Source organism: Rathayibacter tritici (assembly GCF_001641005.1).
GTDB classification, from domain to species: domain Bacteria; phylum Actinomycetota; class Actinomycetes; order Actinomycetales; family Microbacteriaceae; genus Rathayibacter; species Rathayibacter tritici.
The window spans coordinates 1,670,760-1,685,045 of sequence record NZ_CP015515.1; the positions used below are offsets into that span (position 1 = coordinate 1,670,760).

Below are 14,286 nucleotides of genomic sequence, written 5' to 3' on the forward strand. Positions count from 1 at the left end.
CTCAGGCGGGCAGCACTGCGCGGTTCGAGAGGCCAGCACGCGCGGCGCGGGCGTAGGCGTCCGGCAGCGCAGCGAGCAGCGCATCTACGTCCGCGTCAGTCGAGGTGTGCCCCAGCGTCATCCGGAGTACGCCGCGTGCCTCGTCTTCGCTCCGGCCGAGCGCGAGGACCACGTGCGAGGCCTCCGGGATCCCCGCCGTGCAAGCCGAGCCGGTCGAGACGGAGACACCGGCGGTGTCCAGGAGGAAGAGAAGGGAGTCGCCCTGAGCTCCCGGGAAGGCGAGGTGCGCGTTGTTCGCGACGCGGCGTCCGGAGTCGAGGGCGGGCCCGGTCAGCGTCGCACCCGGTACGGCGGCGCGGATCCCGGCGACGAGCCGGTCGCGCAGGGCGGCGAGCCGCTGCTCCTCAGCCGGGAGTTCGGCGGCGGCCTCGACCGCGGCGGCGGCGAAGGCCGCGGCGCCGGGCACGTCCTGGGTGCCGGAGCGGACGCCGCGCTGCTGACCGCCTCCGTGCAGCACCGGCACCACCCGGGCGTCGCGGGCGAGCACGAGCGCGCCCGTCGCGATCGGACCACCGACCTTGTGCCCCGAGACACTGACCGCGACCAGGCCCACGCCGCGATGCGACCCGGAGGCGCGGCGGACTTCCGCGATCCGCAACGGCAGATGTCCGAGGGCGGCGACAGCGTCGGAGTGGAGGGGCACACCAGCGCGGGCGCAGACGGCCGCCAACTCCTGGATCGGATTGATCGTGCCGATCTCGTTGTTGACCCAGAGCACCGTGACCAGCGCGACCGATCCGGGGTCCTCCTCCAGCGCCGCGGCGAGCGTCTCGGGACGCAGCGTCCCCTCGTCATCGAGCGGCAGCCAGTCGATCCTGGCGCCTTCGTGCTCGGCGAGCCAGGCGGCGCTGTCGAGAGTCGCGTGGTGCTCGCCGTCCGCGACGAGGATGCGCACGCGGGCCGTGTTCTCGGCCCGGCGCTGCCAGAACAGGCCCTTGATCCCGAGGTTGACCGCTTCAGTTCCACCCGCGGTGAGGATCACCTCGATCGGCTCGCAGCCGAGCACTCCGGCGAGCGCCGAGCGGGCGTCCTCCAGTCGGCGGCGCGCCTGCTGACCCGAGCCGTGCACGGAGGAGGGGTTGCCCGGGTGAGCAGACGCCTCGGCGAAGGCGACGAGCGCCGAGGCGCGCAACGGAGTCGTCGCAGCGTGGTCGAGGTAGATCACAGCAGCCCTTCGTTCCGCGTCACGGGCACAGAGGGAGCCGGTGCCCGTCACTACTGTAAGTCGCATGACCTCCCCCGATCCGCTGTCCAGGCTCGGCGTGAGTGTGGATGATCAGGGCGGTGAGCTGCGGGTCTGGTCCGAGAGCGCGAGCGCCGTCGACCTACTGCTGTACGACGAGAAGGACCCGACCTGGGTCACCCGAACCGTTCCGCTCACCCGCGACGACGCAGCCGTCTGGTCCGCCCGCTCCGACCTCCTGACTCCCGGCCGCCGCTACGCGCTGCGGGTGGACGGTCCGACCGGGCCGCGCCACCGCTTCGATCCGCGCCGGGTCCTGCTCGAGCCCTACTCCCGTGGTCTGCACCGGGTGGCCGAGAACGCGTGGCGCTCGGTCGTCGTCGACGACGCGTTCGACTGGGGCACCTCCTCCCGCCCCCGCACCCCGATGGAGCGCACCGTGATCTACGAGGCGCACGTGAAGGGCCTCACCCGCCTGAATCCGGCGCTCCCGGTGGAGCTGCGCGGCACCTACGCGGGTCTGGCGCACGAGTCGACGGTCGCGGCGCTGCTCGAGCTGGGCGTCAGCGCGATCGAGCTGCTCCCCGTGCACGCGTTCGTCTCGGAGCAGCGCCTGCTGCGCCAGGGCCTGACCAACTACTGGGGCTACAACACGCTGAACTTTTTCGCGCCACACGCCGCGTACGCCTCCCCCACCGCTCAGCGCGGCGGCCCGAGCGCGGTGCTCCGCGAGTTCAAGGGGATGGTGAAGCTCCTGCACGAGGCCGGCCTCGAGGTGATCCTGGATGTGGTCTACAACCACACCGCCGAAGAGGGGCCGGGCGGGCCGATGTCGAGCCTGCGCGGCATCGACGACGCCGGCTGGTATCGCCAGACGCCCGAGGGGCACTACGTCGACGTGACCGGCTGCGGCAACACGATCGACTTCAGCCGGCCCGCGGCGCAGCGCCTGGCGCTCGACTCGATGCGCTACTGGTCGGGCGAGGTCGGCATCGACGGCTTCCGACTCGACCTCGCCGCGGCGCTCGGGCGTGACGAGATCGCGCACTTCCGGAGCGACCACCCGCTGCTGCGCGCCGCCGTCGAGGACCCGGCGCTGGCCGGAGTCAAGATGATCGCCGAGCCCTGGGACGTGGGCATGGGCGGCTGGCAGACCGGCAATTTTCCGGCGGGCTGGTCGGAGTGGAACGACCGCTACCGCGATCGCGCCCGCAATTTCTGGCTGTCGGACATCGACTACGCCCGGCGCGCGGGCACAGCGCCCGTCGGCGTCGGTGGGTTCGCGACCCGGCTCTCGGGCTCCTCCAACACGTTCTCAGCGCAGCGGGGACCCCTCGCCTCGGTCAACTTCGTCACGGCGCACGACGGCTTCACCCTCGCCGATCTCGTCTCGTACAACGTCAAGCACAACATCGGCAACGGCGAGTCGAACCGCGACGGAGCCGACACCAACCGCTCCTTCAATCACGGCTTCGAGGGTCCCACCACCGACGAGCGGATCACGCTCGCCCGGCGCAAGGCGATGCGGAACCTCCTCGGCACCCTGCTGCTGTCCGCCGGAGTCCCGATGATCACCGCGGGCGACGAGACCGGGCGCAGCCAGCGCGGCAACAACAACGCCTACTGCCAGGACTCGGACCTCACCTGGGTGCGCTGGGAGGGTCTGGCCGACTGGCAGCTCGCACTGCGCGCGCACACGCGGACACTGCTGCGGTTGCGCCGCGAGCACCCGGCGCTGCGGCCCTCCCGCTACGCCAGCGGCGACGAGGCCGTCCCCGGCGCGACGAGCATGACGTGGTTCGATGCGCACGGGCACGGGATGTCCGAGCACGACTGGACCTCGGCGGCCCACCGCACGCTGCAGTACCTCGCGGTCTCCACGCCCGTCGAGGGTGATCCTGACCGCGTGCTGCTGGTGGTGCACGGCGTCGAGCAGGACACCACCGTAGTGCTCGCCGAGGGCGACGGCATCACCGGCTACACGCGGCTGTGGAACAGCGAGGAGCCGGAGCCGCTCGAGCACGGCGAGTCGTTCCAGCCGGGGCAGGTGATCCGGGTCGCGGGTACCTCGATGCAGCTCTTCGCCGCTCACGGGACTGCGGCGGAGCAGGACACCTGATGGCTCGCAGCGGACCGGGCACCCCGGCGACCGTCGCGCTAAGCGCCGCGGGCATCCGCTTTGCTCCGCGGGAGTATCGGCACGACCCCGCGACGACGCTCTACGGTCTCGAAGCAGCGCAGGCGCTCGGCGTCGAGCCGGAGCGGGTCTTCAAGACACTGCTGGTCGACGTGGACGGCGAACTCGTGGTCGGCGTCGTGCCCGTCACCGGCTCACTGGGGCTCAAGGAACTCGCGGCCGCGGTCGGAGGGAAGCGGGCAGCGATGGCCGATCCCGCCCTCGCGCAGCGCCGCACCGGCTACGTGCTCGGCGGCATCTCTCCGCTCGGGCAGAAGACCCGGCATCGCACCGTGATCGACGAGACGGCCGAGCTGTACGACACGGTGCTCGTCTCGGGCGGTCGCCGCGGCTTCGACATCGAGCTCGCCCCGGCCGACCTCGTCGCCGCGACAGCCGCCCTCCTCGCCGACATCGCCCGCTGAATCCCGCCCCGCCCGGCCTTCCTCCCCGCGAGATGCCACTTACGCACGCCTTCCTCGGCGTGTCGCGTACCCAAGTGGCATCTCGCGAGGGGCGGGCGGGGCGGAGGGGGCGGGGCGGGTCAGCCGGCGGTGGCGGTCAGGCCGAGCTCGGCGGAGCGGGCGAGGAGCGGGTGCCGGGGCACCACGCGGACGGTGTAGCCGAAGGAGCCGCTGCGGTCGAGGGTCACCACGCCGGCGTACGGTACCCGGCCCACCGCATCGGCGGGCACCACAGCGCCGGACTCCTCGACCACCTCGAGCTCGTGGTGGCGGACCTCGCTGAGCGAGCCGTCGGGCGCGGTCGTCCCGTAGACGACCTCGACCGAGACGTCGGCCGGGGAGAGTTCGCCCAGCCGCACCCCGGCCCGCACGGCGAGTCGGTCGCCACGCTGAGGCACCGCGTCGATCCCGCCCGACTCGACCGAGGCGACGGCGACGCCCGGCCAACCGGCGCGCACCCGGCGCTTCCATGCGGCCAGCTCCTTCGCCGGCTCGTAGTGATCGGCGGCCACCGCGCGTCCCGCCTCGGCCGCCGGCGCGTAGAGGGCCTCCACGTACTGGCGCACCATCCGCTCGGCCGAGAGTTCGGGCGAGAGCGTCGCCAGGGTGTGCCGGATCGAGCGCACCCAGTGCCGGGGGACTCCCTCGTGGTCACGCTCGTAGTATCGCGGCACCACCTCGGTCTCGAGCAGCTCGTAGAGCGCGTCCGCCTCGAGAGTGTCACGGTCCTCCGGGTCGAGCGCGCGGTCGGAGGAGGGGATCGCCCAACCGTTCTCCCCGTCGAAGTACTCGTTCCACCAGCCGTCGAGGATCGAGAGGTTGAGCGACCCGTTCAGCGCGGCCTTCATTCCGGAGGTGCCGCAGGCCTCGAGGGGACGCAGCGGATTGTTCAACCAGACATCAGTGCCCGGGTAGAGCAGCTGGGCCATCGCGATGTCGTAGTCCGGGAGGAAAACGATCCGGCGGCGCACATCCGGTTCCTGCGCGAACCGGACGAGGCGCTGGATCAACCGCTTCCCCTCCTCATCGGCCGGGTGGGACTTGCCGGCGATGACGATCTGGATGGGGTGCTGCGGGTGGGTCAGCAGCGCGCGCAGCCGCTCCGGGTCGTGCAGCATCAGCGTCAGCCGTTTGTAGGTCGGCACCCGCCGGGCGAACCCGATGGTCAGCACGTCCGGGTCGAGTAGCTCGTCGAGCCAGGCCGGAGGCATGCCACCCGGATTCTGCTCCTGCCACGAGCGGGCGGCACGGCGGCGCGCGTCCTGGACCAGCTGCTCCCGCATCGCTCGGCGCGCCGCCCACAGCTCGGTGTCCCCGAGTGCCTCCGACGCCCAGTCGGCCCGTGTCGTGTCATCGGTGCCGAGCCGCTCCTGCGCGAGCGAGCGGAGGATCGGATCGGTCCAGCTCGCCGCGTGGACGCCGTTCGTCACCGAGCCGATCGGCACCTCCGCCGTCTCGAAGCCGGGCCAGAGGCTGGAGAACATCGAGCGGCTGACCTCGCCGTGCAGGGTCGAGACGCCGTTGGCGCGCTGGGCAAGGCGCAAGCCCATGTAGGCCATGTTGAACGCGGTCCCGGAGTCGCCCGGCTCGGCGCCCAGCGCGAGCACGTCCTCGACCTGCACCCCGGGCAGCAGCTCGGTCGAGAAGTACTCCTCGATCATGGCGCGATCGAACCGGTCGATGCCCGCCGGCACCGGAGTGTGCGTAGTGAAGACCGTGCTCGCCCGCACGACCTGGAGCGCCTGGTCGACGTCCAGGCCCGCGCCGATCAGTCCGGAGATGCGCTCGAGCCCCTGGAAGCCGGCGTGCCCCTCGTTGGTGTGGAACACCTCCGGCAGGGCGCTGCCCGAGACCTCGGCCCAGAGCGCAAGCGCGCGCACGCCACCGATGCCCAGCAGCAGCTCCTGCAGCAGCCGGTGCTCACCGCCGCCGCCGTAGAGGCGGTCGGTGACTGAGCGGAGAGAGTCCTCGTTCTCGGGGATGTCGGTATCGAGCAGGAGCAGGGTCACCCGGCCGACCTCGGCCCGCCACACCCGCGCGTAGAGTGCTCGGCCCGCCGGCAGCGCGAGCACGATCCGGGCGGGTGAGCCGTCCGCGAGACGCACGACGCGCAACGGCAGTCCGTCCGGGTCGAGCGAGGGGTAGGACTCGAGCTGCCAGCCGTCGGCCGAGAGCGTCTGCGAGAAGTAGCCCGAGCGGTAGAACAGGCCGACCCCGATGAGCGGGACGCCCAGATCCGAGGAGGCCTTGAGGTGGTCGCCGGCGAGGATGCCCAGGCCTCCCGAGTACTGCGGCAGGGCCGCGGCGATGCCGAACTCCGGCGAGAAGTACGCGATCGAGCGCGGCGCCGACTCCGGGAGCGACTGGTACCAGCGCGGCTCGCTGCGGTAGCGCTCCAGGTCCTCGCGCAGGTGCCACGCCTCGTCGACGAAGCCCTGGTCGTCTGCCAACTCGGCAAGGCGCTCGGGGCTGACGGCGCCCAGCAGCGCCGTCGGGTCCGCGCCTGCGCGTCGCCAGAGCTCGGGGTCGACCCGTTCGAACAGACGCCGGGTGGGCTCGTGCCAGGCCCAGCGCAGATTGCCGGCAAGATCGCCCAGAGCCGAGATTTCGGGCGGGAGGACGGAGCGGACGATGAAGCGGCGAATCGCCTTCACGGCATCCCTCGACTCTCTGCGGACCCCGGAGCGCCCGGTCGCGGAGCGCCGGGGCGGTTACGCTCGGTCACCCTAGCGGACCGCGGCCAGCGCGGATCGGCGCGGCGCGGACCCGGCGCGAGCCTGGCCCGAGCCCTCCTTCGCCCTCGGTCGCACTCGTCCGCCTTCATTTGCACAGGCCCGAGCGCGGGCGCAAGCGTCGTGTGCGAGCCGCCGCCGGTCGCTACTGTCGTGACGTGGCTCAGATACCTTTCGGCAAGGCTCAGAACGGCACAGGCGCGAACGGCACAGGCGCGAACGGCACAGGCGCGAAGCGAGCGGATCGCGGTCGGGCACCCGAGGCTGCCTCGGCGCCTGCCAGGACCGGCAGCGGTTATCAGGTCCGGGCGGAGCGCCTGCCGATCCTCGACCCGCAGCCCCGGCTCGAGGACGACCGCTGGCCTGCCAAGGCCTTCGCTGGCGAGGTCGTCCCCTTCGCCGCGACGGCGTTCCGCGAGGGTCACGACCTGATCGGCGTCGATCTTCTCCTGACCTCGCCCTCCGGCGTCGAGTCGGAGCACCGGATGTCGTTGCTCGCGACCGGCACCGACCGCTACGGCCGGCTCGTCGCGCTCGATGAGGAGGGCGACTGGAGCTACCGGATCCGCGCCTTCGCCGACGACTGGGCGACCTGGCTGCACACCGCGGAGGTCAAGATTCCGGCGGGCCTCGACCACGACGTCACTTTCGCCATCGGTGGGGGGCTCCTGCGCAGCGGTGCCGAGGACGCCTCGCGCCCCGAAGGAGAGCGCAGCCTGCTCACCGAAACCGCGGCCCGCGTCGCCGACACCTCGCTCGACGCCGACGAGCGCCTCGCCGCGGCAACCGATCCCGCCGTCCACGCAGCGTTCGACGCCCGCCCCGTGTGGAGCCTCAGCAGCGTCTCGGAGCCGCGCACCGTTCACGTCGAGCGCACCCGCGCGGGTGTCGGTGCCTGGTACGAGTTCTTCCCCCGCTCCGAGGGCGCCGTCCGCCACGAGGACGGCACCGTAACCAGCGGATCCTTCCGCACCGCGATCGAGCGCGTCCCCGCCGTCGCCGCGATGGGCTTCGACGTGCTCTACCTGCCGCCGATCCACCCGATCGGCCGCTCCTTCCGCAAGGGCCCGAACAACACGCTCGACGCCGGCGAGAACGACCCCGGCTCGCCGTGGGCGATCGGCTCGGCCGAGGGCGGCCACGACGCCATCCATCCCGACCTCGGCACCGAGGAGGACTTCCGCGCCTTCCACGCCGCGGTCACCGACGCGGGCCTTGAGCTCGCCCTCGACTTCGCTCTGCAGGCCTCGCCCGACCACCCCTGGGTGAGGAGCCACCCGGAGTGGTTCACGACGCTCCCCGACGGCAGCATCGCCTACGCCGAGAACCCGCCGAAGAAGTACCAGGACATTTATCCGATCAATTTCGACAATGACCCCGAGGGCATCCGTCAGGAGGCGCTGCGGGTCCTGCGGCACTGGATCGACCTGGGCGTGCGGATCTTCCGCGTCGACAATCCGCACACGAAGCCGCTCGACTTCTGGGAGTGGATCATCCACGAGGTCAACGCCGAGCACCCGGAGGTCGTCTTCCTCGCGGAGGCGTTCACCCGGCCCGCGATTATGCGCGCGCTCGGCAAGGTCGGCTTCCAGCAGTCCTACTCGTATTTCACCTGGCGCAACACCAAGGAGGAGCTCAGCGAGTTCTTCACGAGCATCTCGCAGGAGACGGCCGACTACATGCGGCCGAACCTCTTCGTGAACACCCCCGACATCCTCACCGAGTACCTCCAGTACGGCGGGCGTTCGGCCTATAAGGTGCGGGCCGCGCTGGCCGCGACCGCGTCGCCGCTCTGGGGCGTCTACGCCGGCTACGAGCTGGTCGAGAACGTCGCGCGCCCGGGAGCCGAAGAGAACATTGACAACGAGAAGTACGAATACAAGACCCGGGACTGGGCCGGCGCCGAGGAGACCGGAAGCTCGCTCGCGCCATTCCTCACGCGTCTGAACGAGATCCGCCGGGCGCACCCCGCGCTCGGACAGCTGCGGAACCTGCACGTGCACGGCAGCGACGACGACGCGATCCTGGTCTACTCCAAGCACCTGCAGGCGGCGTTCACGGGCACCGGAGCCGACGACACGATCATCGTCGTCGTCAACACCGACCCGCACTCGGCCCGCGAGACCACGGTCCACCTCGACCTGCCCGCGATCGGGCTCGACTGGGGCGCGAGCTTCGAGGTCGAGGATCTGATCACGGGCGCCGTCTGGACCTGGGGCAGCGACGACTACGTGCGGCTCGACTCGTTCGTCGAGCCCGTGCACATCCTGAGCGTGAAGGCGGACGGACGATGAGCGGAACCATGCCCGAGGGCACGAGCCCGGCCGACGAGGCGGGCCTCGCCGCGCACGCCGACACGGTGCCCACGACGGGCACCAGCTCGGCGACCACCTCCGCACACGGTGCGCACGCCGCCGACACGGCGCCCGACGCTCCCGAGCACCCCGGAGCCGACGGTGAGAACGCGCGTCGCTACGCGGTCGAGACGGTCCCGGAGGCGCCGCAGTGGGTCGCCGCGGACCCAGGCGCGGTCGGCGTCGGCTCCTCGAGCGAGACCGTCGCGGGCGAGACCGTCGCGGGCGAGACCGCCGCGGCTGACACCGCGGCCCCCGCCGCTCCCGCCTCCGGTCCGATCGACGGCACCGCCGCCCTCGCGCTTCCCGACATCCCGGAGTGGGTCCTGCAGCAGCTCGCCACCGGCAGCAACGCTCTCCCCCACGACGTCCTCGGACAGCACCTCGTCTCGGCCCCCGGCGTCGCGGACCCCGTGACCGTCGTACGCGTGCGCCGTCCGCTCGCCGACAAGGTGGCCGTGGTGCTCGACACCGGTGCCCGAGTCGAGCTCAGCCACCTCAGCGACGGCATCTGGCAGGGCTTTCACGTCCTCGGCCCGCAGGCCTACACGGTCCAGGCTCGCTACGGCGGAGGCAGCGAGTGGACGGCCGAGGACCCGTACCGCTTCTCGAAGACGGTGGGCGACGTCGACCTCTACCTGATCGGCGAGGGGCGTCACGAGCGACTCTGGGAAGCGCTCGGCGCCCGCCACCGCGAGCACGAGGGTGTCTGGGGCACCAGCTTCGCCGTCTGGGCACCGCACGCGCAGGCCGCGCGCGTCGTCGGTGACTTCAACGACTGGAGTGGCGAGGGCCACTCCCTCCGCAACCTCGGCACGACCGGCGTGTGGGAGATTTTCGTGCCCGGCATCGAGCCCGGCGCGTCCTACAAGTTCGACCTGCTCTCGCGCGACGGCCACTGGGTCCGCAAGGCCGACCCGATGGCCCGCGCCACGGAGGTGCCGCCCGCGACCGCGTCGAAGGTCCCCGTCTCGCACCATCAGTGGGGCGACTCCGCCTGGATGGAGAAGCGCGCCTCCGTCGATCCGCACACGCAGCCGCTCAGCGTCTACGAGATGCACCTCGGCTCCTGGCGGCCCGGCCTGGGGTACCGCGACCTCGCGGACCCGCTGATCGAGTACGTCACCGAGCTCGGCTTTACGCACGTCGAGTTCATGCCGCTCGCCGAGCACCCCTTCGGCGGGTCCTGGGGCTACCAGGTCACCGGGTACTACGCGGCCTCGAGCCGCTTCGGCACGGTCGACGACCTCAAGTATCTGATCGACCGCCTGCACCAGGCCGGCATCGGCGTCATCGTCGACTGGGTCCCCGGGCACTTCCCCAAGGACGACTTCGCCCTCGCCCGCTTCGACGGTGAGCCGCTCTACGAGCACCCGGATTGGCGTCGCGGTGAGCAGATGGACTGGGGAACCTACGTCTTCGACTTCGGTCACACTCAGGTGCGCAACTTCCTCGTCGCGAATGCGCTGTTCTGGCTCGAGGAGTTCCACGTGGACGCCCTGCGCGTGGACGCCGTCGCCTCGATGCTCTACCTCGACTACTCCCGCAAGGAGGGCGAGTGGCTGCCGAACCAGTACGGCGGACGCGAGCACCTCGAGGCGATCAGCTTCATCCAGGAGGTGAACGCCACGGCCTACAGGCTGCACCCCGGCATCATGATGATTGCCGAGGAGTCGACGAGCTGGCCCGGCGTCACGCAGCCCACCAGCTCCGGCGGACTCGGCTTCGGGCTCAAATGGAACATGGGCTGGATGCACGACTCGCTCGACTACATGGCGAACGACCCGCTCTGGCGCCAGTACCACCTCGGCGAGATCACCTTCTCCTTCGTCTACGCCTTCAGCGAGAAGTTCGTCCTGCCGATCAGCCACGACGAGGTCGTGCACGGCAAGGGCTCGTTGATCCAGAAGATGCCCGGCGACCACTGGCAGCAGCTCGCGAACGTGCGCGCGTACCTCGCCTTCATGTGGGCGCACCCCGGCAAGCAGCTGCTCTTCATGGGCCAGGAGTTCGGCCAGTACTCCGAATGGAGCGAGGAGCGCGGCCTGGACTGGTGGATCCTCGACCAGCCGAGCCACCGCGGCCTGTGGAGCCTCGTCGGGCAACTGAATCGCGTGTACCGCGACTCGCCGCCGCTGTGGGAGCTGGATCACGAGCAGTCGGGCTTCGAGTGGATCGACGGCGGCGCGGCCGCACCGAACGTCGTCTCGTTCCTGCGGAAGGACAGCGAGGGTCGCCCGATCGCCGTCATCGCGAACTTCTCCGGGTCTCCTGTGCACGGCTATCGCGTGAGCCTGCCCACGGCCGGCCGCTGGGAGGAACTCGTCAACACCGACGCCGAGATCTACGGCGGTAGCGGAGTCGGCAACTTCGGCGCCGTCGAGGCGCGCGAGGAGCCGTGGGCGGGTCGACCCGCCTCTGCCGAGCTGGTGCTCCCCCCGCTCGCCGTGCTCTACCTGCGCCCCGCCGCCTGAGCAGACACCGCACGAGAGAGGCCGTCCGCCGCGACGATCGTCACGAGCGGGCGGCCTCCCGAGGTTCCGGCCGTCCTCAGTGGACCAGGCTCAGTAGAGCAGGGCGGTGAGGCGGGCGCGAGCCTTGTTCACGCGGGGATCGGTCTGCCCGACGATCTCGAACAGCTCCAGCAGGCGCGCTCGAACGGCGGCCTTCCCGTCGGCGTCCAGGCGCGGGAACATCGAGAGCAGCCGGTCGAAGGCGTCCTCGACGTGACCGCCGGAGACATCGAGATCGGCCACGGCGAGCTGCGCGTCGAGGTTCGAAGGCTCGGCCGCGGCCGTCGAGCGGATGTCGTCGAGCGTGTGGCCCTGCAGGCGCGCCAGCAGCTTCACCTGGGCGAGACCGGCGACGGCGAGGTCGTCGCGCGGGTTCTGCGCGATCGCCGTCTCGTACTCGGTGATCGCCGCAGCGTAATCGCCCCGATCGATCGCGTCGTAGGCCTCCTGGTGGTGCGGCGGCAGCGGCTCCGGTTCGGACTCGGCGCCCTCGGCGGGAGCCGCTCCCTCCACCGGTACCGTGCCCGTCACGCCATTCTGCGCCGCGAGCTGGAGCACCTGCTCCAGCAGATCGCGCAGCTGCTCCTCGGCGACGAGGCCGCTGAACAGAGGAACCGGGCGGCCGCCGATGATCGCGGCCACGGTCGGCACGGACTGCACCTGGAACGCCTGGGCCAGCTGCGGGCTCGACTCCACGTCGACCCCGACCAGAACGAACGCACCGGCGTACGAGACGACCACCTTCTCGAGCAGCGCGGTCATACTCTGGCTCTGATCCGACCAGGAGCCGCGCAGGTCGACGATCACCGGGACCCGCGAAGAGAGCTGTACCACGTGGTCGAACTCGGCGTCGCCCGCGCTCAGCAGCAGCGGATTCGCGCCGGGCGCGGCCTCGGAGGCAGGCGCCGGGGCGGCGGTACCGCCGGCGGGCGGAGTCCGGCGGTTCACCAGCGATGACAGGTCGACGGCGCCGCGGAGGTTTCCGGGCAGGGGCGGGACGGTGCTCACGGCAGCTGCACCACCGAAACGAGTCCCTGGCTCCATCCGAGCATCACGATCTTCTCCTCCGATCCGACAGGCGGTACGTAGAACAGCAATTGGTAGCCGTAGGTGGTCTGGATGCCGGTCGTCGACTTATCCGTCCCCAGCAGCGTCTGCGAGGCGCCGGAGGTCGAGACAGTCGAGCCCTCGGCGGTGGGGCGGACGGTGGACGTCTCGGCGATGCTCGCCGCGACCAGGGCTCCCGAGTTATTCGTCGCGAGGGCGATCGTCGGCGACGTGCCAGCCGCGTTCGAGAACTCGATCGAGGCGGTGTCGGGCAGCGCCTGGCGGTCGGCGTTCTTCTTCTCGACGCCGACCTGCCCGCGCAGCGTGTCGCCGTCGGCCACGAACAGCCCGGCATACTGGCTCGCATCGCCGTTGGCGAGCACGTCCGCGTAAGCGGATCCGACGGTCTGCGGCGCGAGCTTCATCAACCGTGAATCCGGAGCCACGATTGACGTTCCGACGGTCACCGGGGCGACGTCGGGGATGCGGGCGTTGGCCTCGAGCGAGATCGCGTAATCGACCTTGTAGCCCACTCGCGGGCTGGCCTGACTCAGCATCAGAGCGATCGGTGCCTGAGTGCTGTCCGCCGAGTTCTGCACGACGGCGGTCACCAGACGCGGCCACGACTCCGTGTCCTGCGGGAGCACGAGGCTCACCGGCGAGGCCGGGATGGTCTGCGGCGGGTCGATCGTGCCGCCCTTGGCGGTGACCTCGTAGTTGGTGGTCCGCTCGGTCAGCGCCTCGCCCTGGAAGCGCTCGGCGAGGATCGAGGCATCGCGCGCCGCGTCCGCTCGGGACGCGACATCGGCGACCGCGGCGACGATCGCCTCCGCCTGCTGCGTTGTGACAACCGGGGTCGGCGCGGCAGAGACCGGCTCCGCACCGGCGGTAGCCGTGGCCGTGACAGTGGGCGCCTCACTCGCACCTGCCGCGAGGTCGGGCCAGTAGTCGGAGCTGCACCCCGAGAGCAGGACAGCGGAACCGAGCACCACCGGCAGCACCAGGGCGGCACGACGGCGCGTCGGCGTCGGGGACGCGACCGAGGCCTGAATGCCGGCGCGCGGTCGAGGCCGGCGGGCGCCGCGCGGGATCCTCCCCTGCGGACCCTTCCGCCGCGGACCGTGCTGGCGACGCAGGTGCACGAACGCCCAGATGTAGAGGATGAGGCCGAGCAGGAGAAAGACGGCCCCGCCGAGCAGAAGCGGACCGGCGAGCGGAGTCGAGGTGTCGACGGGCCAGGTGACCCGCACGGAGTCGGCGGCAGGCGCAGTGCCGTCGCTCGCGATGAGGATGGAGACGTCCTCGGGCACGTCGAGCGCCACCGTGACGCTGCCGCTGCCCTCGAACTGCTCCAGCCAGAGGTCGGAGCCTCTCGGGTCGACGACGGCCGCATCGGCGGTCTCGACGTCGGAGGCCAACCGGACGCGCTGGCCTGTCTCCTCCTCGGCGGTGAGGGTGTCGCCGACCGGCTCGTAGCCGACCGCGTCGTAGCTGGAACGACCCACCCAGCCGAGCACGTCGGAGGTAGGGGCGTAGGCGACGACGAGGTCGCCGCTCCCCTCGATCGTGATGGTCTGCCGACCCGGATTCGCACCAAGGGTGCTGCCGTCGATCACCGCGTAGGGGGCGGAAGAGTCCAGGGAGGTCTGGGCGGTGAGGGACTCCGGAGGAGCCCAGACCGTCCGCTGACCGATGCCGAGCACGATCATCGCGGCAGCGATGACGGTGGCGATGATGGCGAAGACGAACCGCACGAA

The 14,286-nt window shown here is 71.2% G+C and carries 8 protein-coding genes; 4 read left to right on the forward strand and 4 right to left on the reverse strand.

Annotated features, from left to right (window positions below; genetic code table 11):
* Position 1: 1 nt before the first annotated feature.
* Positions 2–1,225, reverse strand: coding sequence for a cysteine desulfurase family protein (locus A6122_RS07615; protein ID WP_068253390.1), 1,224 nt, complete (start codon positions 1,223–1,225; stop codon positions 2–4).
* A 64-nt stretch (positions 1,226–1,289) separates the two neighbouring features.
* On the opposite strand from A6122_RS07615, the gene glgX reads away from it, so the two are divergent.
* Both glgX and ybaK read left to right on the forward strand, forming a co-directional pair.
* On the forward strand, positions 1,290–3,362 hold the full coding sequence (gene glgX / locus A6122_RS07620; protein WP_068253391.1) for a glycogen debranching protein GlgX: 2,073 nt from the start codon (positions 1,290–1,292) through the stop codon (positions 3,360–3,362).
* Positions 3,362–3,844, forward strand: a complete 483-nt coding sequence (gene ybaK / locus A6122_RS07625) for a Cys-tRNA(Pro) deacylase (protein WP_068253393.1) — start codon at positions 3,362–3,364, stop codon at positions 3,842–3,844. Before glgX ends, ybaK begins: the two co-directional genes overlap by 1 nt.
* A 119-nt stretch (positions 3,845–3,963) precedes the next feature.
* Here the strand turns inward: ybaK and glgP are convergent, their stop codons facing one another.
* Positions 3,964–6,537 (reverse strand): alpha-glucan family phosphorylase, encoded by a 2,574-nt coding sequence (gene glgP, locus A6122_RS07630; protein ID WP_068253394.1) that lies wholly within the window; start codon positions 6,535–6,537, stop codon positions 3,964–3,966.
* A 395-nt stretch (positions 6,538–6,932) separates the two neighbouring features.
* Here glgP and A6122_RS07635 point away from each other — a divergent pair, with 395 nt between their 5' ends.
* Both A6122_RS07635 and glgB read left to right on the forward strand, forming a co-directional pair.
* Positions 6,933–8,909, forward strand: a complete 1,977-nt coding sequence (locus A6122_RS07635) for an alpha-1,4-glucan--maltose-1-phosphate maltosyltransferase (RefSeq protein WP_084416172.1) — start codon at positions 6,933–6,935, stop codon at positions 8,907–8,909.
* The gene (gene glgB / locus A6122_RS07640) at positions 8,906–11,443 is read left to right on the forward strand and encodes a 1,4-alpha-glucan branching protein GlgB (protein ID WP_237358139.1); all 2,538 of its coding nucleotides are present in this window, start codon (positions 8,906–8,908) and stop codon (positions 11,441–11,443) included. The genes A6122_RS07635 and glgB overlap by 4 nt, the downstream gene beginning before the upstream one ends.
* Before the next feature lie 90 nt (positions 11,444–11,533).
* Here the strand turns inward: glgB and A6122_RS07645 are convergent, their stop codons facing one another.
* The gene (locus A6122_RS07645; protein WP_068253398.1) at positions 11,534–12,490 is read right to left on the reverse strand and encodes a tetratricopeptide repeat protein; all 957 of its coding nucleotides are present in this window, start codon (positions 12,488–12,490) and stop codon (positions 11,534–11,536) included.
* Positions 12,487–14,283, reverse strand: a complete 1,797-nt coding sequence (locus A6122_RS07650) for a DUF8094 domain-containing protein (protein ID WP_068253399.1) — start codon at positions 14,281–14,283, stop codon at positions 12,487–12,489. The genes A6122_RS07645 and A6122_RS07650 overlap by 4 nt, the downstream gene beginning before the upstream one ends.
* Positions 14,284–14,286 lie beyond the last annotated feature (3 nt).

Excerpts from the sequence above, each read along its gene's own strand:
- glgX (WP_068253391.1), top strand. The coding sequence starts at position 1,290 with ATGACCTCCCCCGATCCGCTGTCCAGGCTCGGCGTGAGTGTGGATGAT.
- ybaK (WP_068253393.1), top strand. The coding sequence starts at position 3,362 with ATGGCTCGCAGCGGACCGGGCACCCCGGCGACCGTCGCGCTAAGCGCC.
- glgB (WP_237358139.1), top strand. The coding sequence starts at position 8,906 with ATGAGCGGAACCATGCCCGAGGGCACGAGCCCGGCCGACGAGGCGGGC.